Source organism: Jiulongibacter sediminis (genome assembly GCF_001306455.1).
GTDB lineage: Bacteria > Bacteroidota > Bacteroidia > Cytophagales > Spirosomataceae > Jiulongibacter > Jiulongibacter sediminis.
Map to the genome: position 1 here is coordinate 279,000 of NZ_LGTQ01000009.1, position 22,411 is coordinate 301,410.

Annotated in this window: 20 protein-coding genes; 14 read left to right on the plus strand and 6 right to left on the minus strand. The window is 43.1% G+C overall.

Annotated features, from left to right (window positions below; translation table 11 throughout):
- Positions 1-8: 8 nt before the first annotated feature.
- Positions 9-2,291 (minus strand): RecQ family ATP-dependent DNA helicase, encoded by a 2,283-nt coding sequence (locus AFM12_RS11940; RefSeq protein WP_055148489.1) that lies wholly within the window; start codon positions 2,289-2,291, stop codon positions 9-11.
- Between the two features lie 190 nt (positions 2,292-2,481).
- On the opposite strand from AFM12_RS11940, the gene AFM12_RS11950 reads away from it, so the two are divergent.
- The gene (locus tag AFM12_RS11950) at positions 2,482-3,456 is read left to right on the plus strand and encodes a KpsF/GutQ family sugar-phosphate isomerase (RefSeq protein ID WP_055148493.1); all 975 of its coding nucleotides are present in this window, start codon (positions 2,482-2,484) and stop codon (positions 3,454-3,456) included.
- A 43-nt stretch (positions 3,457-3,499) separates the two neighbouring features.
- On the plus strand, positions 3,500-5,095 hold the full coding sequence (gene nadB / locus AFM12_RS11955; RefSeq protein WP_055148495.1) for an L-aspartate oxidase: 1,596 nt from the start codon (positions 3,500-3,502) through the stop codon (positions 5,093-5,095).
- Here the strand turns inward: nadB and AFM12_RS11960 are convergent, their stop codons facing one another.
- Positions 5,096-5,806, minus strand: a complete 711-nt coding sequence (locus AFM12_RS11960; RefSeq protein ID WP_172678815.1) for an SDR family oxidoreductase — start codon at positions 5,804-5,806, stop codon at positions 5,096-5,098.
- A gap of 51 nt (positions 5,807-5,857) precedes the next feature.
- Positions 5,858-7,804 (minus strand): KUP/HAK/KT family potassium transporter, encoded by a 1,947-nt coding sequence (locus AFM12_RS11965; RefSeq protein ID WP_055148499.1) that lies wholly within the window; start codon positions 7,802-7,804, stop codon positions 5,858-5,860.
- Between the two features lie 165 nt (positions 7,805-7,969).
- Here AFM12_RS11965 and AFM12_RS11970 point away from each other — a divergent pair, with 165 nt between their 5' ends.
- Together AFM12_RS11970 and AFM12_RS11975 are read left to right on the plus strand one after the other, a co-directional pair.
- Entirely contained in the window at positions 7,970-8,755 is a 786-nt protein-coding gene (locus tag AFM12_RS11970; RefSeq protein ID WP_055148501.1) for an enoyl-CoA hydratase/isomerase family protein, read from the plus strand.
- A complete protein-coding gene (locus AFM12_RS11975) occupies positions 8,752-9,165 on the plus strand; it encodes a GNAT family N-acetyltransferase (RefSeq protein ID WP_055148507.1) in 414 nt (137 codons plus the stop codon). The genes AFM12_RS11970 and AFM12_RS11975 overlap by 4 nt, the downstream gene beginning before the upstream one ends.
- On the opposite strand, the gene AFM12_RS11980 is transcribed toward AFM12_RS11975, so the two are convergent.
- Positions 9,162-9,938: an AMP nucleosidase gene (locus tag AFM12_RS11980; RefSeq protein WP_055148510.1), complete on the minus strand. Its 777-nt coding sequence runs from the start codon at positions 9,936-9,938 to the stop codon at positions 9,162-9,164. The genes AFM12_RS11975 and AFM12_RS11980 overlap by 4 nt on opposite strands.
- 32 nt (positions 9,939-9,970) lie before the next feature.
- Here AFM12_RS11980 and AFM12_RS11985 point away from each other — a divergent pair, with 32 nt between their 5' ends.
- The 5 genes from AFM12_RS11985 to AFM12_RS12005 all read left to right on the plus strand — a co-directional run bounded on the left by AFM12_RS11985 (position 9,971) and on the right by AFM12_RS12005 (position 15,536).
- On the plus strand, positions 9,971-10,414 hold the full coding sequence (locus tag AFM12_RS11985; RefSeq protein ID WP_055148913.1) for a type I restriction enzyme HsdR N-terminal domain-containing protein: 444 nt from the start codon (positions 9,971-9,973) through the stop codon (positions 10,412-10,414).
- Between the two features lie 49 nt (positions 10,415-10,463).
- Positions 10,464-11,849, plus strand: a complete 1,386-nt coding sequence (locus AFM12_RS11990; protein WP_055148513.1) for a glycoside hydrolase family 140 protein — start codon at positions 10,464-10,466, stop codon at positions 11,847-11,849.
- Positions 11,850-11,940: 91 nt separating this feature from the next.
- Positions 11,941-12,351 (plus strand): OmpA family protein, encoded by a 411-nt coding sequence (locus AFM12_RS11995; RefSeq protein ID WP_055148515.1) that lies wholly within the window; start codon positions 11,941-11,943, stop codon positions 12,349-12,351.
- A 133-nt stretch (positions 12,352-12,484) separates the two neighbouring features.
- Complete coding sequence (locus AFM12_RS12000; RefSeq protein ID WP_095533224.1) at positions 12,485-14,569, plus strand: hypothetical protein; 2,085 nt, start codon at positions 12,485-12,487, stop codon at positions 14,567-14,569.
- A 52-nt stretch (positions 14,570-14,621) separates the two neighbouring features.
- Complete coding sequence (locus AFM12_RS12005) at positions 14,622-15,536, plus strand: mechanosensitive ion channel family protein (RefSeq protein ID WP_055148517.1); 915 nt, start codon at positions 14,622-14,624, stop codon at positions 15,534-15,536.
- 49 nt (positions 15,537-15,585) lie between these two features.
- Here the strand turns inward: AFM12_RS12005 and azu are convergent, their stop codons facing one another.
- On the minus strand, positions 15,586-16,095 hold the full coding sequence (gene azu / locus AFM12_RS12010) for an azurin (protein ID WP_095533222.1): 510 nt from the start codon (positions 16,093-16,095) through the stop codon (positions 15,586-15,588).
- Between the two features lie 273 nt (positions 16,096-16,368).
- Between azu and AFM12_RS12015 the strand changes: the two genes are divergently transcribed.
- From AFM12_RS12015 to AFM12_RS12035, 5 genes are all read left to right on the plus strand, one after another.
- A complete protein-coding gene (locus AFM12_RS12015) occupies positions 16,369-17,280 on the plus strand; it encodes a helix-turn-helix domain-containing protein (protein WP_055148519.1) in 912 nt (303 codons plus the stop codon).
- Between the two features lie 84 nt (positions 17,281-17,364).
- Entirely contained in the window at positions 17,365-18,123 is a 759-nt protein-coding gene (locus tag AFM12_RS12020; protein ID WP_055148521.1) for an SDR family NAD(P)-dependent oxidoreductase, read from the plus strand.
- A 104-nt stretch (positions 18,124-18,227) separates the two neighbouring features.
- A complete protein-coding gene (locus tag AFM12_RS12025) occupies positions 18,228-19,463 on the plus strand; it encodes a DEAD/DEAH box helicase (RefSeq protein WP_055148916.1) in 1,236 nt (411 codons plus the stop codon).
- Positions 19,464-19,478: 15 nt separating this feature from the next.
- Positions 19,479-20,258, plus strand: a complete 780-nt coding sequence (locus AFM12_RS12030; RefSeq protein WP_055148523.1) for a hypothetical protein — start codon at positions 19,479-19,481, stop codon at positions 20,256-20,258.
- A gap of 80 nt (positions 20,259-20,338) precedes the next feature.
- Entirely contained in the window at positions 20,339-21,007 is a 669-nt protein-coding gene (locus AFM12_RS12035) for a DUF2461 domain-containing protein (protein ID WP_055148524.1), read from the plus strand.
- 4 nt (positions 21,008-21,011) lie between these two features.
- On the opposite strand, the gene AFM12_RS12040 is transcribed toward AFM12_RS12035, so the two are convergent.
- Positions 21,012-22,370, minus strand: a complete 1,359-nt coding sequence (locus tag AFM12_RS12040) for an enolase C-terminal domain-like protein (protein ID WP_055148525.1) — start codon at positions 22,368-22,370, stop codon at positions 21,012-21,014.
- Positions 22,371-22,411 lie beyond the last annotated feature (41 nt).

Genomic DNA, 22,411 nt, shown 5'->3' on the forward strand with positions numbered 1-22,411 from the left:
AAGGTGGCTTAATTAGCCACCTCACTTAAGAATTTAATTCGCATTAATCTGAGATCTTCTTCAGTGACCTCATCATCATAATCGTCAAACTCGGCCAGGGCGTCCTTGATCTTGTCACTCTCCGCAGACATGAAATAATCGAAAATGTCATCCTGTTTATCTTCGTCTATCTCTCCGTCGATATAATAGTCGAGATTCAGCTTGGTGCCTGAATAGCAGATGTTTTCTATTTCAGAAAGAAGGTCTTCAAAGGCCATTCCCTTTGACTCGGCAATTTCATCAAGACTTACCTTACGGTCAATCTGTTGAATGATATAAATCTTGGTTTTTGACTTATTAACGGCTGATTTTACAATGAAATCCTGGGTGGTTTCAATGTCATTATCTTCAACGTATTTGCTGATCAGTTCTAAAAAAGGCTTAGCGAATTTTCGTGCCTTGCCCTGTCCCACACCCTGCACCTGAGTGATGGCATCCATGGTGGTAGGGTAGGTGGTGGCCATCTCCTGTAAAGATGGTTCCTGAAAAACTGCGTAATGCGGGATATTTTGCTGCTTTCCTACTTTTTTACATAAGGCTTTCAGCATTTCCAGAAGTGCCTCATCGGCCGCACCACCGGCTCCTCCCGGGGCGGAGGTCTGAATTTCGTCGTCACGGCTGCCCTCGGCTTCAGAAAGGTCATGGTCATCATGCATTTCAATCTGATAAGGGTCAGCTAAGTATTTGTGACCTTTTTCGGTCACTTTTACCACACCGTAATTCTCAATGTCTTTCTCAATATAACCAAAGACCAGAAGCTGTCTTAGAACAGAAACCCACTTGTCGGTTACGGTGTATTCTTCCTGCTCGTCTTTATCGGCGTTTTTACCTTTAGGTTTATAGACAACTTCTTCAGATTTGAAGTATTCCAATCCTTTGCCATACTCAGGAAGTTTATCGTGGCCATGACTTTGGATATAATCGTTATTCTCAGTGTTGCCCGTCAAAACATCTGCCACATGCTGAATGGAAAAACGTTGGTCGGTGGCCAGAATAGCTTTCATACCCAGAACGGCCTCTTCCTCCACCTGAAACTTCTTCGTCGGCTTTTTACAGTTATCACAAAAACCGCAATCGTCGTTCATGTACTCACCAAAATAGCTCAACAGCTGACGTCTTCGGCAAACCCCCAGAGTTGAGTAGGCCACAATTTCCATCAACAGAGCCTTGGCATTTTCACGCTCTGTTACCGTTTTATCTTTATTAAACTTCTCCAGTTTCAGGACGTCATCATAGGCGTAAAACATAAGGCAGGTACCGTCAAGGCCATCACGGCCGGCTCTTCCGGTTTCCTGATAGTAGCCTTCAAGAGATTTAGGAGCATCATAATGCACCACGAAACGAACGTCAGGTTTATCAATACCCATCCCGAAGGCAATGGTGGCAACGACTACATCACATTCTTCATTCAGAAAAGCATCCTGATTATTCATTCTTACATCAGGATCAAGGCCGGCATGATACGGAAGAGCTTTTACACCATTCACTGAAAGAAGGTTGGCAATCTCCTCCACTTTTTTTCGGCTAAGGCAATACACAATTCCACTTTTACCTTTCAGGCCGCTAATAAATTGCAGAAGCTGCTTTTTAGGGTTTTTCTTGGGTCTTACCTCGTAATAGAGATTGGCTCTGTTAAAAGAAGTTTTAAAGAGCTTAGAATCATCCATATTAAGGTTTTTCTTGATATCAAGCTGAACCTTTGGTGTTGCTGTTGCCGTAAGAGCAATAATGGGCAGCTTTTCATCAATACTTTCAATAATACTTCTGATTTTTCGGTATTCAGGTCTGAAATCATGTCCCCATTCTGAAATACAGTGGGCCTCATCTACGGCCACAAAAGATAGCTTTGCAGACTTCAGAAAAATGAGATTGTCTTCTTTGGTCAAAGATTCCGGAGCAATGTAGAGGAGCTTACACTCACCTTCCAGAACGTCCTTTTTGACCTTATTCATCTCTGACTTATTCAGTGTGGAGTTCAGGAAACGGGCATTAATGCCAAAACCTTTCATTTGGTCCACCTGGTTTTTCATCAGGGCAATCAACGGACTAATTACCACAGCCGTTCCTTCTAAGGTGATTGCGGGTAGCTGATAACAAAGTGACTTACCAGCACCGGTAGGCATGATCACGAAAGTGTTATCGCCTTTTACAATACTATGTATAATCTTATCTTGCTCACCCCTGAATTTATCAAAACCAAAGATGTCTTTAAGGTTTTGCTTCAGCTTGTCTTCTATTGGTGTTACACTCATGATCTTGCTGTACTTCTATCAAAAAACTTCATTCACTTCAACAACTTCAAATATCATGTTGATTGATAAATATAATCAATACTTTTCGAATAATCGATATCGTGGTTTATCCCCGAAAAGCGTTCAGAAGTCTGTTCATTTCGGGCTAAAGTTTGCTAATTTTGAGCCTAACTTATTCCCGATTTTTTAAGTGGAAACGAAAATAAATAAAAATCTTATTGAGCTTGGTAAAAAAGTTTTAACCGCTGAGTCTGAGGCAATAGAATCTTTAAAAAGTGCAATTGATGGTCGGTTTGAAGAAGCTATTCGGCTGATATTGAGCTCAAAAGGCAAAGTAGTACTTACAGGTGTAGGTAAAAGTGCTCTGATAGCTCAAAAGATTTCTGCTACGTTTAATTCAACAGGTCAGGTTTCTGTTTTTCTTCACAGTGCTGATGCTCTTCACGGTGATATCGGAATATTGGACAAAAGTGATATTGTGATCAGTATCTCAAAAAGTGGAGAGACAGAAGAACTGGTAAAACTTTTACCTTATTTTAAACGAATTGAATGTAAACATATCGCCCTCACAGGCAATGTTAGCTCTACAATTGCAAGAGCGTCAAATTGTATTTTAGATGTAAGTGTCGAAGAAGAGGCCTGTCGTAATAATCTGGCTCCAACCACTTCTACAACTGTAGCTTTGGCGATGGGCGATGCCCTTGCGGTATGTCTTATGGAGGCCAGGGATTTTACGACTTCAGACTTCGCCCGTAATCATCCTAGTGGAAGTTTGGGTAAAAAAATGTTATTGACAGTAGGTGATGTTTACCCGAATAATGCAATTCCGAAAGTGGGGCCAAATAGTAGTGTCGAAGAGGTAATTATGGAGATTTCTTCAAAACGCCTTGGGGCTACAGCCGTTGTGAATGAGGGTAATACGGTTTTAGGTATTATTACTGATGGTGATCTCAGACGAATGCTTAAAAGTCATGAGGATTATAAAGGTCTTAAAGCCAGTGAAATCATGAGTCAAAATCCGAAAACTACAAAGCCGGAGGTTAATGCTTCAAAGGCTCTTGCTTTTATGAAATCAAACAGTATCACACACTTGATCGTGGAAGAAGATGGGCAGTTACTCGGATTCATTCACATGCACGACCTTCTACGCGAGGGGCTTGGCTAAGCCAACTTTTTAAGCCTTTTTTGCTGAATATTTCAACCCGACTATGCGACAAACAGATTTTTTGGTCATCGGTTCTGGTATTGCCGGATTAAGTTTTGCCCTCAAAGCAGCTGAAAAAGGCAAGGTATTAGTTCTGACCAAGGTCAATAATGCTGATGAAACTAACACAAAATATGCACAGGGTGGTATTGCTGCTGTTTTTGATCCGGAAGTAGATACTTTTGAAAAGCATATTGAGGATACGCTGATAGCGGGAGATGGTCTTTGTGATCGTGATATTGTGGAAATTGTAGTCAAAGAAGGTCCGGACAGGATAAGGGAATTGATTGACTACGGAGCTAATTTTGACAAAGATGACGATGGTGATTATGATTTGACCCGCGAGGGTGGTCACTCTGAAAAAAGAATTCTGCACTATAAAGATATAACGGGCTGGGAGATTGAAAGAACCTTACTGGAGGCCGTGGAAAAGAACCCCAATATTGAGATTTTAACGCATTATTATGCAGTTGAAATTATCACTCAACACCATCTTGGTCAGGAGGTGAAACGTGAAAATACAGATACCACATGCTTCGGCATTTATGCCCTAGATGTCAATACCGGCGAGGTGGAGAAAATTCTGTCGAAAATGACATTGATGGCTACTGGTGGAGCTGGACATATATATGCTGCCACCACGAATCCGGTTATTGCAACCGGTGACGGTATTGCCATGGTGTACCGTGCTAAAGGAAAGGTTAGAGATATGGAGATGATTCAGTTTCACCCCACTTCCTTATACAATCCAGGGTCTTTTCCGAGTTTTTTGGTGACCGAAGCTGTTCGCGGAGAAGGCGGTGTTTTACGTGATTTGAGTGGCCGCGAGTTCATGTATGACTATGATGAGCGTGGCTCGCTGGCTCCAAGGGATATTGTAGCTCGGAGCATTGATGCGGAAATGAAGAAGTCAGGGGAGGAGTACGTTTACCTAGACATAAGTCATAAACCAAAAGAACTTATTCTCGATCATTTCCCTACAATTTATGAGAAATGCCTGAGTTTGGGTATCGACATGACAAAGGATTATATTCCGGTAACCCCGGCCGCTCACTACTTATGTGGTGGAATTTTGGTGGATGAAGAAGGACAGTCGAGTATTAAAAACTTGTTCGCCTGTGGTGAATGTTCTTCAACAGGTCTACATGGGGCCAATCGTCTGGCTTCCAATTCTTTGGTGGAAGCCGCCGTCTTTGGAAATAGAATCGCTCAAAGAGCTCTTGAGAATATTGAGGGGGTAGAGTTTAACGTCAAAGTGCCGGAGTGGGATGAGTTCGGGGCGGTGCAAATCAATGAAGAGATTCTGGTGACACATAACCTTAGGGAGCTTCAGCGAATGATGTCTGATTATGTGGGTATTGTTCGGTCAGATTTCCGTTTAAACCGGGCGATGCGAAGACTACAAATGCTCAAAGAAGAAACTGAAGAGTTCTACAAAAAGAGCAAGCTTTCGGTGAAGCTTTGTGAGCTTAGAAACCTGATTTTGTGTGCTGAAATGGTGATCAAATGTGCCCAAATGCGTAAGGAGAGCCGTGGTTTGCATTATACCACAGACTATCCTTACAAATTAGGTGGCAAACCGGAGAATTCGGTTTTATAATTACCTCTTTGCCGTTTTACTTGGCCTCACTTCAATTTTACTTGGCAGCGTTCGGGCCGGCATTCTGATCAGATCTGAGACAATCTGCCCGATATCTTCCGGCTGAATTTTCCAGGCATCGGCATCTGAAGGCGTATGCCCATTGAAATAGGTGGCTACGGAGCCGGGCATAATGGTACTCACTTTAATATCGTCGTTTCGTACATCTAGCATCATGGCCTGAGTAAACCCTACTAATCCAAATTTACTAGCATTATAAGCGGAGCCCGCCTGAAAGAAGTTTGTGCCCGCTAGACTGGCAATGGTAATGAAATATCCTTTTGACGCTTTTAAAGCGTCTAAACATGCTTTTGCTGAGTAGAAAACACCCGTCAGATTAATATCAATGGTTTCGTTCCATTGGTCAACAGTAAGTTCGCTGATCGGAGCAAAATGACCTACTCCCGCATTAGCAATAAAGTAATCGATACGTCCCCAGTTCTCTAAGACTGTGGCAACGGCTTTCTTTTGAGAATCAAGATTGCGGACATCGGACTCAATTCCCAGGGCAAAACCTGCTTTGATTTTATTGAGTTCAGAAGCAGCCTCTTTAGCCGCTTCTAATGACCGACTGGTTAGAGCCACTTTGATGCCTTGGTTGATTAGTTTTTCGGCCACACCTAATCCTATCCCTTTACTTCCTCCTGTAATAAATGCTACTTTTTCTGACATAGATATCTGTTTAATTGGATTTGAAAAACAGGCATCCAGGGGAGATTAGTTTCATTCATCCCACGGAATCTCTTTCAGAGGAACATTCTCAACGGGCCTGATCACTAAGGGCACATGTTCAACTTTAACTGCCGATGAGTCAAGCCCAAACCAGGTTTCTTCAGACATGGTAAACTGTTTGATAAAGAAATAGGACTTCATCACCACGTTTTCCCAGAAGGGGAGATCATTCTCGGAAGCCAGGAATTTCTTTAACACCACAAACCTGAAATCGCCAATCACATTATGCTTGTTGAGTGACTCATATCGGCTTCGGATATCCACCTGAGCATTTCTCACCATTTCTTCCAGTACATGCCTGAAGTATAAGTGAATTTTATGCGGCTGTCTGAAACCAAGCCTGAACGTTATTTTATAGACGTCATCCTGTGCACAGTGTTTTACCTTATACTCGAGGGTATTTGGCTCATCAGTGGTATCCACATGAACAAACCAGTAAACATCTGCCCGCTTTGGTCTTTTTTGAAAGATGGAGTAGATGATTTTCGACTCAATCTCCGACTCCCTGGAGGCATTGCTCATGAAAATGAGGTGCGTGGTATATTTAGGAACCGTTATATCTTTTGAAAGTTCTTTGAGCGATTCCAGGTATTTATCCAACTTCTCAAATTCAGTTAATCGTAATTTAATTTCACTCGCTTTGAGCCAGATGTACATCACTGACCCCAAGGCAATACAGATCAATAAGGATACCCAACCTCCATGCGGGAACTTCTCAAGATTGGCAAAAAGGAAAGCAAACTCTATGAGAAGGAAAACGGTCAGAAAAGTAAAGACAAAACGTTTTTTACTTCGATGCGTATAGAGGAAATAGCTCATCAAAATGGTGTCCATAAGCATGGTAACCGTAATGGCTAAACCATAGGCGGCCTCCATATTTTCAGATCGCCTGAAATATAGTACTACTGCAATACAACCGAGGTAAAGCAACACATTAACACTAGGTATGTACAATTGCCCCCTTTCATTTGAAGGGTAGTGAATTTTTACTTTTGGCCAGAAATTAAGGCGAATAGCCGCAGAAATTAAACTGAATGAGCCACTGATCATAGCCTGACTGGCAATGATGGTAGCCATGGTGGCAATAGCAATACCCGGCAAAATGAACCACTCCGGCATCAATTGAAAAAACGGCTTTTTATCACCAAGCATTTGCCCTTCATGGAGCATTAACCAGGCAGCCTGACCGAAATAATTGAGAATTAAACAGGTTTTGACATAAATCCAACTGATTCTGATGTTTCCCCTTCCGCAATGCCCAAGGTCAGAGTAGAGAGCCTCGGCTCCTGTGGTACACAGGAAAACCGCCCCCAAAAGGTAAAAACCACCAGGGTAATTGGCCAGTAAATTAAAAGCATAATAGGGGTTGAGGGCCTTCAGCACCATCGGGTATTGAACAATCATTGAAACCCCCAAAATGGCGAGCATGGAAAACCAAACCGCCATAATTGGCCCGAAAGCATAGCCCACCACTTTTGTCCCGAAAATCTGAACCACAAAAAGGATGGTCAGAATCGTAATAACGATGGGAATGGTCTGAATATCAGGATAAAGAATCTCAAGACCTTCAATAGCCGAAGAAACCGAAATAGGCGGGGCAATGATTCCATCTGCCAGCAAGGCTGCACCCCCAATCATGGTAGGCACTGTCAGCCATTTGGCATGTCGTCTTACCAGAGCAAAGAGAGCCAAAGTGCCACCTTCCCCGTTATTGTCGGCTTTGAGAATTAGGATAACGTACTTTATCGTAGTGATCAGCGTCAATGTCCAGAAGACGCACGATACACCTCCAAGTACAATATCCTCCGTAATGGGCCTGTCGCCCACAATGGCTTTCATTACATAAAGGGGCGAGGTGCCAATATCACCATAGATGATTCCCATGGCCACTAAAAGGCCGGCAGCAGTGACTTTATCGAGGTTGCTTTTCTGATCCATTGAAACAGTGGCTTTTAATGCAAACGATTGAGGTAAAAAGCGGGGTCAATTTCTTAAAAAATATCTGGACGGCTAAGAAAAAGATTGAATTCTACAATTAAAACTTGTCAGAATGGTATTCGGTTATTTTTCCTAATTTGCCCGATATACACGGATCAACAACACATGGACTATCAAAATATTATTCTTGAAATAGATGGGCCAAAAGCCAAAATCAGCCTGAACAGGCCTGAGGTTTTTCACGCCCTTAACGCCCCAATACTCAAAGAGCTTGCATCTGCCTTTCAGGAACTCGGTGAAAACGAGACGATACGGGTCATTACTTTGACTGCCACTGGTGCTGAGGCCTTCTGCTCGGGTGCCGATTTAAAAGATGGAATGGCCAATGCGGGCCGGCCTTTGGGAGAAATTCTTGCCGAAAACTATGAGCCACTCATTATCGGGATTCGGGAATGTCCCAAACCGGTCATTTGTCAAATGAACGGTATTGCTGCAGGTGCTGGGATGTCACTGGCTTTGGCCTGTGATCTGATCATTGCCAATGATAAAACGTATATGACAGAGCTTTTTGTAGGTATTGGTCTGATGCCAGATGCCGGGTCAATGTACTTTTTACCTCGATTAGTAGGGGTTCAAAAAGCTTTTGAATTGTGCAGCACTGGTCGAAAAATTTACATGGAAGAAGCTTTACAGCTGGGTTTAGTGAGTAAAGTAGCACCTGCAAATGAGCTGGAAGCCACTGTAAATCAACTGACGGATTACTATGCTTCTGCACCCACAGTGGCCATCGCTCAGATGAAGAAGGTGCTCAATTTAACCTACGAAAGCTCCTTACAACAAATGCTGGCAGCTGAAGCCAAAGGCCAGACCAGATGTGGTTTTACGGAGGATTTCGGAGAAGGGGTAATGGCATTTCTTCAAAAAAGAAAACCGGAGTTCAAGGGTAAATGATCAATACTGAAATCCGGGAAATTGCTGCCGAAGAAACCTGGCCTGTTCGTCATAAAGTGATGTGGCCCGACAAGCCTTTTGAGTATGTCAAGGTTGATAATGACGCCAACGGCCGACACTTTGGTTTGTTTGTGAATGGGAGATTGGCTTCCATCATATCTTTGTTTGCAGATGAGGGCGATGCCCAGTTCCGGAAATTAGCCACCGAGATAGAATGTCAGGGTAAGGGTTATGCTTCTCAACTGATTGAGCATGTTATTCTGGTTGCACAGCAACAGCAAGCCAAGAGGATTTGGTGTAATGCCCGGGCAAACAAAACCTCCTTTTACGAAAAGTTTGGTTTGCAGAAAACCAATGTAACCTTTTCAAAAGGAGGAATAAATTTTGTGATTATGGAGCGGACGTTTTAAGTCTCAAAACGCATGTGTTTCACTGATTTGCCGGAGGCGGCAAGCTCATTGAGAGAGTCAATACCTATTTCAAGGTGCTTCTTGACAAAATTGGTCGTGACTTTCTTGTCGCTATCCTCGGTTTTTACGCCGTCTGGGGTCATTGGGTTATCCGAAACCAAAAGGAGAGCCCCGTGTGGAATGCTGTTCACAAAGCCAACAATGAAAATAGTGGCCGTTTCCATGTCAATTCCCAAGGCTCTGACTTCTTTCAAATAGTTTTTAAACTTTTCGTCATGCTCCCAAACTCTGCGGTTGGTGGTGTAAACTGTTCCGGTCCAGTAATCCATGTCATGTTTGATGATCATTTCAGAAACAGAACGCTGAAGTCTGAACGAAGGCAAAGCCGGAATCTCCGGTAAGGCGTAGTCATTGCTGGTACCTTCTCCGCGGATGGCAGCAATCGGGAGGATGAAGTCTCCAAGCTCTGTGATAGGTTTCAATCCACCGCATTTGCCGAGGAATAAGACAGCTTTCGGCATAACCGCTGTGAGTAGATCCATAACCGTCGCTGCTACAGCAGACCCCATCCCGAAATTGATGATGGTAATATCACCGGCTGAAGCGGTTTGCATGGCCCGATCTTTTCCTTTGACTTCTACGCCAAATTTTTCGGCAAACATTTCTACGTAGTTGCCAAAATTGGTCAATAAAATATAGGGCCTGAATTCTTCAATGGCTGTGCCGGTGTAGCGTGGAAGCCAGTTTTTGACAATGTCTTCTTTATTTGTCATAGGTTTCTTTTCTTTGAATGTTGATGAACGAGATGCAGAAATTAAATCTTCCGCCTATTGCCTGCAAAATTACTGAAATTGAGGGCAAAACCTTTGTTTTTGATATCCTACGCAAAAAAAATGTGCGACTTACCCCTGAAGAATGGGTGCGTCAGCATCTTGTTCACTTACTCATTAATCAATTCTCTTTCTCCAAAAATCTAATCAAACTGGAGGGTGGATTGCAATACGAAAGCCTCGAGAAAAGGTCAGACATTGTCGTCTATGATCGAGAGGCAAAACCCTACTTTTTGATTGAGTGCAAAGCTCCGGAAGTAGCCGTTTCAAAGAAAACAGTAGCTCAGGCTTCACGGTATAATAAGGTTCTCAAAGCTCCCTTCATGGCAGTAAGTAATGGTTTGAAAACCTATTGTTTTGAAATGAATTTTGAGACGGGCGACTCACTGCAAATGCAGGGTTTTCCACCACTTCCATAATATTTGAAAGGCTTTGGTTAACTTGCTCAGGTAAGCCTTTTGAAACCCTATGAGTACAAAAAAACTAATCCTCCCCTTTGCTTTTAGTTTACTGTTTTTGACCGGTTTTGGGCAAAGCATCCCGAAACTAGCCGTTTCCGAAAATCGCCGTTTTCTTCAAACTGCAGAAGGTAAACCTTTTTTCTGGCTGGCAGATACAGGTTGGTTATTGTTTTCAAAACTTAGCAGAGAAGAGGCTATTCAATATCTCGATGACCGGGCCACCAAAGGCTATAATGTGATTCAGGTGATGGTGATGCATAAGCCTGATGTGGAGAATGTTTACGGCGACAGAGCAATCGAATCAAATTCATTGGGTAAGCTCTTGGTGACGGATGGAGAAAGTTTTGAGGATGATGCTGAATATGATTATTGGGATCATGTAGAATATGTGGTTCAGGAAGCTCAAAAAAGAGAGATATTTATCGGGATGGTCTGTATCTGGGGCAGTAGTTTCAAAGGTATAGAATTACCGCTCAATGAGGTAGAAAGCTACACTCGTTTTCTGACTTCGAGATTCGGGAAATACCCAAACATCGTCTGGCTGAACGGTGGCGATGTACGCGGTGATATAAAACCCGAAGTTTGGCAAACCATTGGCTACACTCTTCGCAAAACCGATAAAGATCATTTGATTACTTATCACCCTTTTGGTCGTACAGCCAGTTTCGACTGGTTTCACGATGAGGCATGGCTAGATTTTGATATGTTTCAATCAGGTCATAGGGATTATAGACAAGACCCCGCCAATGAAGAATCCAGAGGTTATGGAGAGGATAATTATCGTTTCGTGGAAGAGGCTTTGACCCTTAATAATCCCAAACCAGTATTGGATGCTGAGCCGTCCTATGAGGGTATACCTCACGGATTGCATGACGGCACTCAGCCGTATTGGACAGCCGCTGATTTGAGAAGATATGCCTGGTGGTCTATCTTGGCAGGTGGCTCTGGTTTCACTTATGGACATAATGCGATTATGCAGTTTTATAAAAATGAGCTGGGTGAGGGAGCCAGTTACAGTCCACTCATTACCTGGAAAGAAGCTCTGGATGCAGATGGAGCCGGTCAAATGCAACATCTGAAGGCATTGATGGAAGCGGATGACGACTATTACAGTCGCAAGCCGGCTGTGGAATTCATTATGAATCAGGGTGAAAAATATGATTATCTGGCCGCGGCTCAAACGACCGGTAGTCTATACGTTTACACCTATAATGGTCGGACAATTCAACTCAAAATGGGAAGCCTTCCGGTTAATCAGCTCAATGTATTCTGGTATAATCCCCGTTCGGGCGAATTGAAGTTTGAGCGGACTGTTGAAAATAAAAACACCCAATCCTTTGACCCGCCGGGTGAGAAAGTTGACGGAAATGATTGGGTACTGGTTTTGAAGTAAAATTACCGTTAACTGGTAAACGGATGTTAAAGATTGGACTTTGATTGACTTTTCAAGCTGCTCATTGTAAATTGATTAGATCAATTCTTCAATGATGAAAAAGCTCTTCCTTATCTTCTCGATTATTTTACCCTTGCCACTTGTTGCTCAGCAGCCAAAAGAGATTCAGAAGAGCATTTATTTTGGTGGTGGCAGTTGGTACATTGACGGCGAGCAGCGGCAGAGCCTTTGGGAAATTGTCAACGATATACCCAATATCGAGTTCTACGAAATCAGCATTATGAGCCATACAGATCCCATAGGTGGGCGTGAGTTTAATGAGCGTTTGAGCCGAATGAGGAGTCAAAGTGTCATTGACCTTCTCCGTAATTTTAAGGTTCCACAGGAGATTATCAAGTTTAAAGATTTTGCTTTTGATGAGCCTGCCTACGATAATAATACCTGGGAGGGGAGAGCCCGAAACCGGCGGGTGGATATTTTGTTTACGCCGATTGCCTTGTAGTTGTTTCAGTTAAAAACACCCCGAATCCTTCTTTCATCGATTGAATAGAGTCTTTCCCCGAAAGTACATGAAAGCCTTGTACGGTCTATTCATTCAAAAGCTGAACTTTGATGGGTATAAAACTCAACCCGTCTTGAAAAAACTACTCTTTTTGCTAACCCTCGCCGTGGCTGGCCGTTCTTCCAGTGAGCCAATTGACCGTAAAACGGTAGTCAGTCGTCATAACGTTTATCTCACCGAAGCAGATTCATTGAATTCATTAACTGTTGGAAATGGACGTTTCGCTATGACTGTTGATGTCACTGGCCTGCAATCATTCCCTGATTTTTATGAAAATGGTGTTCCATTGGGAACGCAATCTGAATGGGCCTGGTATAGTTACACGGCTGAGCGGGAGTACCGAATTGAAGAAACCATGGCGGATATTGAGTCCCATGGCCGCAAAGTGCCTTATGCCAGACAGCATCCTTCAAACACTGAGGCCGGGAAAGCCGGAAATTATTTGCGTCAAAATCCACATCGGATGCATTTGGCAAAGCTTCGTTTTCAGTTTGTTAAAGAAGATGGCTCACTGGCTGAATTGAATGATATTCAATCAATCGATCAAACTTTGGATGTTTGGACTGGTGAAATAAGTAGTCAATATATGATTGAAGGAAAGCCTGTTTCGGTAATAACTTTTTGTGATCAAAAAGAAGATAAAATTTCGGTCAAAGTAGAGTCAGAGTTAATCAAAGCTGGAAATCTTAAAGTCAACATTGCCTTTCCTGAGCCACTGGATGTTTGGAAGTATGGCGGCAATACTTTTGGAGAAGGAGAAGAGGTTTGCCACACTCAAAAAGTTGAAGGCGGACTCTCCATTAGCTCTCATGTTAAAGGTCATAATTATCAAACTTTGGTTTCTTCGGACGGTGAAATTACGGTAACCGACCAAAGCTATTCTTCTGTGAATATACAGCCCGATAAAGGTGATGGAATATGGACTTTTTCGGTAACTTATGAACAGGGCCGCTCCCGGACGTCTCAAGGTTTTGAAACTTCCCGGCAGGAGAATGCCATGGCATGGGAGAATTTCTGGAACAGCGGAGGCATGATCGATTTCGGACAAGTTACGGATGAGCGGGCCACAGAATTAGAAAGAAGAATGATTCTTTCCATGTATCTGACCAAGATCAATTGTGGTGGTAGTAGTTTCCCGCAGGAAACAGGTTTGACTTATAACAGCTGGTATGGAAAACCGCATATGGAAATGCCTTGGTGGCATAGTACCCATTGGCCGCTTTGGAGTAGGTCTGAAGTTTTAAGAGAACAAATGAGCTGGTACACAAGAGCCATGGAAGGTGCCCGAGCCATTGCGGAAAGACAAGGTTTTAAAGGAGTCCGTTGGCAAAAAATGACCGATAATGAAGGTGGAGAAACAGCATCTTCTGTAGGTTCTTATTTATTATGGAATCAGCCGCATCCCATCTGGTTTGCTGAACTTCTTTATCAGCAAGATCCATCTGAGGAAAATCTTAAAACTTATGAAAGAATTGTCAATGAGACGGCTGAGTTTATGGCGGACTTGGCGTGGAAAGATAGCACGGGCAGGTACATTCTGGGACCGGGGGTGATCCCTGCACAGGAAAGATTTAACCCTCAGGATACCTACAACCCAACCTATGAACTGGCCTATTGGCGATGGGCTTTGGAAACGGCTCAAAGTTGGAGTGAAAGATTAGGAAAACCCCGAAATGAGAAATGGGATGAGGTGCTTCAAAATCTCTCTGACTTACCTCAAAATGAAGGAGTTTATTTGGCCACAGAAAGTACTCCGGATTCTTACACCACAGAAAAATTCATGACTGATCACCCTAGCGTTCTGGGCACTTACGGAATGCTGCCTGAAACCAGCGGACTGGATAAAGAAGTTATGAAAGCCACTTTCGAAAAAATCTGGACAGATTGGAAATGGCATGACACCTGGGGGTGGGATTTCCCGATGGTCTCAATGACTGCCACGCGTTTGGGCATGAAAGAAAAGGCTGTTGATGCATTGTTGATGCCCATTAAAACCAATACTTATCTCAAGAACGGGCATAACTTCCAGGATCAGCGATTAACTATTTATTTACCGGGAAATGGGGGACTCCTGACGGCATTGGCTTTGATGGCTACTTCAGATGCTTTTCCGGAAGATTGGGAAGTGAGGTGGGAAGGGCTTGTTGCAATGCCTTAAGTAATCTCCTTCCAATTGCTATTCGTAAATTGAGTGAAAATCCCATTTCGGTATGAATCTGGAAATTACCATTGACCGTTTTATTGATTCACTGGTCTCCCTTTTGGGGAGAATTATTAGTCAGGTTCCTTCTCTTCTTTTGGCTGTCCTGATCGTGGCTGTTGGTTTTCTGATTTCCACTTTTCTGTCAAGAGTTTTCAATAATGCATTGAAAAGAAGGTCGAAGGATCCTTTAGTGACCAATTTTCTTAGTAAAACTATTCGACTGGTCATCATTACATTGTTCATTCTGTTGGCCTTAGATGTTGCCGGGTTGGGTTATCTGGCTACAGGCTTACTCACGGCTGCCGGGGCCTCGGCCATCATTGTGGGTTTTGCTTTCAAAGACGTGGGGGAGAACTTTATTTCCGGAATTATTCTGGCCTTTAATCGCCCTTTTAATGTCAATGACACGGTACTGGTGGGTGATATTTTTGGAAAGGTAAAGGCCATGGAGTTCAGATATACGAAAATGAAAACCTTTGATGGTAGAGATGTTTATATCCCAAACAGCGATGTCATTAAAAAAGCAGTCTATAACTATACAGAAGACGGTTTTTATCGTCTGGAGTTTGAAGTGGGTATAGATTATGAAGACAATATTGAGCTGGCCAAAGAGGTGATTATAAAGGCGGTTACGGCTACTCCAGATGTCATTGATGAGGGTGAGCACGATAGTTTCGTGACAGTGGAATCATTAGGCGTTAGTACAGTAAATCTCAAAGTTTTTTTCTGGACAAGTACCATGGAATATCGCCGGGGTGCGTTGGAGATCAAAAGCGAAGTGGTGAAGAATGTCAAAAACGCTATTCTGGAACACGGTCTCAATATGCCGGCCGATATCACGGAAATTAAGCTCTATGGTTCACAAACCAGTATACCTGTGGAGCTGAGGCAAGCCAAAGACTCCTCAGATAAGAGCAAATAAAAAGGAGCTTCTGTATGGAAACTCCTTTCTGTCAATGATTTGAATGGGTTTACTCTACGATAAACTCACCCTTCATAGCTCCGTAGTGACCAGGGAAACTACAGATAAACTGATATGTTCCTGGGGCAGGAGCTTCAAAAGTTACTGAAGTGCTTTCTCCGCCGCCGATCAAACCTGTGTGAGCAATAATGGCATCGCTTTCAGGGATGTAATCATTTTCTTTAGCGGCAATTGCGGTGCTGACAAAAGCAGGGATATCGGTGCCTTTGGCCAAAAGCACAAAGTTATGACCCATCACAGCCTTTTCCATTTTTCCTGTATGCGTCAGATTCAAAGTAACCGTTGAGCCAGCAGGTACGAAAATCTCGGTCTTATTAAATTTCATCATATCATTTGATTCCAGCTCTACAGTCACTTCCTGTTTTGCAGGAGCCGCCGGTTCTGCCACTTCAGCTACCGCATTTTCAGTAGATTCAAGAGTTTCTGTGTTTTCTTCTGAGCTACTGCTGCATGAACTCAAAACGGCTACCGCAGCCAATGTTATCATTAGTTTTTTCATTGTACGTATTATTTGAAAGATTGATTCCTAAGAAACCAATGCTTCCCAAGCCGTTTTAGTTCAGTTTGGTCAACTGGGAGATTGGAAATTAGCAGTTTTCTTTTACCTACGGACCTCACTTATAGAGATACTGGAATTTCCCAAAATGCTACCTATAACTTATTGGTATTTCTTATGAAAGCAGTTTGGAGAAAGACTAAGTCATTCCTCCAAATATCGTTGGAGCCGAATTTGTGTTTAAAGTGATATCTTTGATTTTTGCAATAGTAGCCAATGCGAGATATCAGTCAGTTTTATACAGAAATTAATCAGGAGGCTCCGTCTAGTCTGGCTCAGGATGTGGGTCATTTCAATTTGTTTGTCATAGATGAATTGTACAAGGGTGCCACGGAAAAACCGAAGATGTCGTATAATCGCCGCACTTATCATAAAATAAGCCTCATTCATGGAAGAAACAGGGTAGAATACGCCGACGAGACCATTGAGATAGAGGAATATGGATTACTATTTTCCACGCCAAGGGTACCTTATCATTACTTTCCTCAAGACCTGAATCAGTCTGGATTCTTTTGCGTGTTTACAGATAGCTTCATTCCTAAAACAATGGAAGGCGGAGGTTATGATGAGTTGCCTCTCTTTCGTTCAGATCACCACCCTGTGTTCAAATTAAATAGGCCTGAATTTGAGAAACTCTCGTCTATTTTTGAGAAAATGAAGCAGGAATTGAATTCTGACTATGCTTATAAGTATGATTTGCTGAGGAACTACGTCATGGAAGTGGTGCATTTCGGTCAGAAACTTCAGCCTGCACCTGCTCATCAGTCGGCTCAAAATGCCACTAAACGCATCACTTCTCTTTTTCTGGAATTATTAGAGCGGCAGTTTACCTTAGATAGTCCTGAACAAAGAGTCCAGTTGAGATCTCCAAGTGATTTTGCTGACCGATTGTCTGTTCATGTTAACTATTTAAACAAGGTATTGAAAGAGGCAACAGAATTGCCAACTTCTCAAATTATAAATCGAAGAATAGCCAGGGAAGCTCAATATTTATTAAAGGAAACTTCCTGGAATGTCTCTGAGGTTAGTTATTGTCTGGGTTTTGAAGAGACAGCCCATTTTTCAAATTTTTTCAAACGATACACAGGTTTGTCGCCTATTCAATACCGTGCTGTGATAGAGGTTTGATTTTTACAACTATTGATTTGATGCCCGCAAACAAGGTGGCACTTAACAAGCTGACCTTTGTCTAACAAAAAATCAAAGAAGAAGATGAAAAGAAAAATTGCATTAGTAACCGGTGGAAGCCGTGGACTTGGTAAAGAAATGGCCATTAGATTGGCAGAAAAAGGATTGGATGTTATACTCACCTATCAAGGAAACAAAGATTTGGCCAAAGAAACTGTGAAATCTGTTCAGGAAAAGGGAGCAAGGTCAGTGGCCTTGAAGTTAGATTTAACCGATTTGAGCGGACTCTCGGCTTTTACAGGCGAAGTAAAGGAGAGCCTTGAAAGCACTTTTGAAAATCCAGGTTTTGACTATTTGATACATAATGCCGGTATGGGAGGCACTATACCCTTTGAAACGGCTACGGAAGACCAGTTTGATGCCTTTATGAATACGCATTATAAGGGTGTCTATTTTCTGACACAAAAGCTGTTGCCTTTGATGAATAATGACGGTGGAATTGTTACACTTTCCAGCGGAACCACTCGTTTCGTGAATCCGGGTTATTCCATTTATGCGTCCATGAAAGGAGCGGTGGAGACATTGACAAAATATTTTGCCAAGGAACTGGGCCACAGAGGTATCAAACCCAATGTGGTGGCTCCCGGCCCCATTGAAACTGATTTCAATAATGCAGCCATTCGCAATAACCCGCAACTGAAAGAGAGGCTAAGTGGAATGTCTCCCCTAGGCCGGGTAGGAGTCGCAGAAGATATCGGTGGTGTAGTAGCTTTCCTTTGTTCAGAAGATGCCCGTTGGATTAACGGACAGCGGATTGAAGTGAGTGGCGGGATTAATGTGTAGTAAGAAGAGATTTGAGAGTGTAGAGGTAGAGCTTGGGAATAAGTTCTACCTTTGCACCTCACAGAAATGACGTCAAATGGATGGTCGTTTCACAAACCAAACATATGTCATTTAAAGAACTGGGACTGAGCGATGTACTGCTCAAAGGAATTGAAGAGAAAGGATACACCACACCTACACTTATTCAGGAAAAGGCCATTCCGGCCGTATTGCAAGGAAAAGATGTTTTAGCTTCGGCTCAAACAGGTACGGGGAAAACAGCTGGCTTCGCCTTACCGCTTATTCAACTTTTATCTGAAAAACCAATCACCAAACGCCGCCCCATCAGGGCTTTGGTGTTAACGCCTACCCGGGAATTGGCCGCTCAGGTCTATGATGAAACTCGTGAATATGCCAGACATACCGGTCTGGAAGCGGCCGTTATTTTTGGTGGAGTCAAACAGCATTCGCAAGTCGCACGATTGAAACAAGGTGTTGATATTTTGGTGGCCACGCCGGGGCGTTTGTTGGATCTGCAGCAGCAAAAACTTCTGCAACTCACCCAAGTGGAGTACCTAGTACTTGACGAGGCCGACCGAATGCTTGATATGGGTTTTATCCGTGATATCAGGAAAGTGATATCCCTGATGCCTGACCGAAAGCAAAATTTACTTTTCTCGGCCACTTTTTCGCCGGAGATCAAAAAACTGGCGGCTACTTTTCTTGATAACCCGGTAACTGTTGCCGCCGCCCCTGAAAATACGACCGCCGAACTTGTTAATCAAAAGGTCTACAGAGTGGATAAGGCTCAGAAAACCGAGTTAATCATTAAATTGATTTGGGAGGGCAACTGGCATCAGGTTCTGGTTTTTACCAGAACAAAACATGGAGCCAACCGACTGGCTCAAAAGTTTCAAAAACAGAAGATTACTGCTGCCGCAATTCATGGCAATAAAACTCAAAATGCCAGAACCAAGGCTCTGGAAGGTTTTAAAACGGGAGAAATTAGTGTTTTGGTGGCTACAGACATTGCGGCAAGAGGTCTAGATATTCCGCAGCTGCCGCATGTGATTAACTTTGAGCTACCTAACGTGCCTGAAGATTACGTTCACCGCATCGGTCGTACAGGTAGGGCAGGGGCTAGCGGAGAAGCTATTTCTTTGGTTTCAGCGGATGAAGTGGCGTATTTGAGAGGAATAGAGAAGTTGCTGGAAATGAAAATTGAAACAGAGATTCTGGAGGGTTTTGAGCCAACTGAAGCCTTTAACGAGCCTCAACCTAAAAGCAATCAAAAACCACAGCAGCGAGGTGGAGGTAACAGAAGCCGACACGCTAAAAACAGATTCAGAAAAAAACATTAAACCCTTTTTTATCAAATGGATACTTTCTGGTTCAAAGTGCTGGCCATGCCTACCGTCATTGCTTTGGTAACGCTGGCCAGCAGAAAATGGGGGAATGTGGTTGGTGGTGTAATAGCCGGTATGCCATGGGTTGGCGGAGCTATTTTACTATTTATCGCATTAGAGCAGGGAGAAGTTTTCGCCGTAAATGCTATTCCCGGAGCTTTGGTTGGGCTGATCTGTTGGTTGGGCTTTTGTTCTGCTTATATGATTGCAGGTCAGCGTTTTAAGGCTTTTTCGAGTTTGCTTATTGGTATCGCTGCCTTTCTGTTACCAGGTAGTATACTCATGAATTTTACCCCTTTATTACCGGCGGAAGTTTGGTTTGTAGTGTTGCTGACCATGATAGGGGTCACTCTTCGCTTCTTCCCGAAAGTAAAAGGGAATGATATTGGCCTTTCGAGGAAAATCCGGTTTGACATTCCTCTACGGATGATCATGATTACAGTTTTTGTGGTGGCTCTTACCTACTTCGCAAAGTTGCTCGGGCCCACATGGAGTGGTATTCTGACACCTTTTCCAGTAATGACGGCCACGTTGGCGGTTTTTGTTCACATAGGTCAGGGGATGCATCAGGTAAGGCTTACACTCGTAGGTATGTTTACCGGGGTAGTGGGTTTTGCCACTTTTTTAGTTTCGCTGGTTTACCTTATCCCCGCATTTGGAATCGGCTGGTCTTTTTTGCTGGCTTTATTGATTAATGTGGTGGCCGCTCTTTCGGCCAAAATGCTTTTTAGCCGACTTAAGATTGTCTGAAATGGAGTTTTGCTCCTTATTTTAGCAAGAGCATAAGCTCAAATTTGCTAATTTGAGACCTTGATCAAAATACAAAGTTCATGAGTTTAATAGCTAAAAGTACTTTTCAATTCCTCAAAGATCTCAAGGCCAATAATGATCGCGACTGGTTTACAGAGAACAAGTCGGTCTATCAGGAGGCTAAAGATAATTTTGACGGTTTTATTGATGAGCTGATCAAGGCCATTGCCACTTTTGATCCGGAAATTGCCCATCATACAGCTAAAAGTACAGTATTCAGAATTTACCGTGATGTTCGCTTTTCTAAAGATAAGTCACCTTACAAAACGCATTTTGGTGCTCATATTACTTCAGCTAAAAAACGATCAGATATTCATTCAAGATCGGGTTATTACATACATATCGGGCCGGGCGAAAGTATGCTTGCCGGTGGAGCTTATATGCCGCAGGGCGACTGGCTGAAAAACATCCGGCAGGAGATTGACTATAATGGGGCTGATCTTTTAAAAGTCATTAACGATCCTGCCTTCAAAAGCACTTTTGGTGAACTTGAAGGCGAAAGCCTGAAACGGCCACCCAAAGGTTATGACGAAGAAAATCCTCACATTGAACTTCTTAAAAGAAAGAGTTTTTTGGCTACACATCAGGTGAAAGACATTGAGGTAACCAAACCCGATTTTCTGGAGCATGCCAAAACGGTTTTTCAAACACTTAAGCCTTTAGGTGATTTCCTGAATAAAGTTTCCTGATTTTTCAGGGTCTTATCAGTGTTCCATCATTTTTTCGCAGTTGAGTCCAGTTGTTCATCTGAACAGCCGGGATCGGATACTTCTTAGCTTCTTTTTCATTGATGTCAACACCATGACCGGGTGATTCATTAACATACATATACCCGTTCTCAACCCATGGTGATCCCGGAAAAATCTCTTTCAGGGTATCTGAAAAATGCACAGATTCCTGAATTCCGAAATTCCAGATAGCAAAATCAATATGAGCATTCGCGGCATGACCTACAGGAGAAACATCTCCGGGTCCGTGCCAGGCGGTTCTGATGTTGAAGGCCTCACCCAGGCGTGCCACCTTCATAGCCGGAGTGATGCCTCCTATTTGAGAAACGTGAATTCTTATATAATCGAACCACTGGTTTTTCATTGGGTCTGTCCACTCATGCGGGCTATTGAAAAGCTCACCCATGGCAATGGGTACTGAAGTTTGCTGCCTTAGCATCGGGAAGTAGCGGTTGTTTTCAGGAGAAAAAGGGTCTTCAATAAAGAATGGTCTGAACTCCTCCAGTCCTTTAATCAGCCTGATCGCTTCCATGGGTTGAACACGTTCATGAATATCATGCAAAAGCTCCACTTTCTCTCCGCATTGGGATCGTACAGTTGAAAACATGTCCAATACGCTTTTGGTGTAAACCACTGAATCCATGTAATTGTCATCCGGCATTCCGAACTTCTGTTGTTTGAAATCAGGAGTCGCAGGTGTTTTTTGATCGCCATAGCCACCGAGTAGCTGACTTGCACCATAACCACCCATTTGAATTCTGACATGCCTGAAACCTCGTTCCATAAAACTTTGAACACTTTCAGAGACTTCTCCAGGGCTATTTCCGCTGGCGTGGGCATAACAATCTATTCCGAAACGGCATTTACCGCCAAGTAATTGATAAACCGGCATGTTGGCTCGCTTACCTTTAATATCCCAAAGTGCCTGATCAAGGCCACTTAAAGCATTATTTAAAACAGGACCATTTCGCCAATATGAACTTTGATAGGTGGCCTGCCAGATGTCTTCAATATTATCGACATCCCGGCCGATACAAAAGTCATTGAGATAGCTGTCAATTGCCGCTACTACCGCATGAGCTCTTTGTCTAAAAGTGGCACATCCAATACCATAGAGGCCTGGTTCTGAAGTTTCTACTTTAACAACAATGAGCTCTATACCATGTGGGCAGGTGGCTATTGCCTTGACTTTGGTAATTTTTACCTGGCTCAGTCCTTTGGTTTTTTGTTGATATTGACCAGCCAGCGTGGCTGATGGAAAACCAAGGTAACCGGCAGATGCCAGTCCCAGGCCTTTGAGGAGGTTTCTTCGTGTTGATTTCATTTCAATAGGTTTAGGAATCTTGAAAATACAAAGAAAAATTC

Bases quoted from the DNA above. Each gene is read 5' to 3' on its own strand.
- AFM12_RS12025 (WP_055148916.1), top strand. From the start codon at position 18,228: ATGTCATTTAAAGAACTGGGACTGAGCGATGTACTGCTCAAAGGAATT.
- AFM12_RS12005 (WP_055148517.1), top strand. From the start codon at position 14,622: ATGAATCTGGAAATTACCATTGACCGTTTTATTGATTCACTGGTCTCC.
- AFM12_RS11970 (WP_055148501.1), top strand. From the start codon at position 7,970: ATGGACTATCAAAATATTATTCTTGAAATAGATGGGCCAAAAGCCAAA.
- nadB (WP_055148495.1), top strand. From the start codon at position 3,500: ATGCGACAAACAGATTTTTTGGTCATCGGTTCTGGTATTGCCGGATTA.
- AFM12_RS11980 (WP_055148510.1), bottom strand. From the start codon at position 9,938: ATGACAAATAAAGAAGACATTGTCAAAAACTGGCTTCCACGCTACACC.
- AFM12_RS11990 (WP_055148513.1), top strand. From the start codon at position 10,464: ATGAGTACAAAAAAACTAATCCTCCCCTTTGCTTTTAGTTTACTGTTT.
- AFM12_RS11960 (WP_172678815.1), bottom strand. From the start codon at position 5,806: ATGTCAGAAAAAGTAGCATTTATTACAGGAGGAAGTAAAGGGATAGGA.
- AFM12_RS11965 (WP_055148499.1), bottom strand. From the start codon at position 7,804: ATGGATCAGAAAAGCAACCTCGATAAAGTCACTGCTGCCGGCCTTTTA.
- AFM12_RS12040 (WP_055148525.1), bottom strand. From the start codon at position 22,370: ATGAAATCAACACGAAGAAACCTCCTCAAAGGCCTGGGACTGGCATCT.
- AFM12_RS12035 (WP_055148524.1), top strand. From the start codon at position 20,339: ATGAGTTTAATAGCTAAAAGTACTTTTCAATTCCTCAAAGATCTCAAG.
- AFM12_RS11995 (WP_055148515.1), top strand. From the start codon at position 11,941: ATGATGAAAAAGCTCTTCCTTATCTTCTCGATTATTTTACCCTTGCCA.
- AFM12_RS11985 (WP_055148913.1), top strand. From the start codon at position 9,971: ATGCAGAAATTAAATCTTCCGCCTATTGCCTGCAAAATTACTGAAATT.
- azu (WP_095533222.1), bottom strand. From the start codon at position 16,095: ATGAAAAAACTAATGATAACATTGGCTGCGGTAGCCGTTTTGAGTTCA.
- AFM12_RS11940 (WP_055148489.1), bottom strand. From the start codon at position 2,291: ATGAGTGTAACACCAATAGAAGACAAGCTGAAGCAAAACCTTAAAGAC.
- AFM12_RS12015 (WP_055148519.1), top strand. From the start codon at position 16,369: ATGCGAGATATCAGTCAGTTTTATACAGAAATTAATCAGGAGGCTCCG.
- AFM12_RS12030 (WP_055148523.1), top strand. From the start codon at position 19,479: ATGGATACTTTCTGGTTCAAAGTGCTGGCCATGCCTACCGTCATTGCT.
- AFM12_RS12020 (WP_055148521.1), top strand. From the start codon at position 17,365: ATGAAAAGAAAAATTGCATTAGTAACCGGTGGAAGCCGTGGACTTGGT.
- AFM12_RS11975 (WP_055148507.1), top strand. From the start codon at position 8,752: ATGATCAATACTGAAATCCGGGAAATTGCTGCCGAAGAAACCTGGCCT.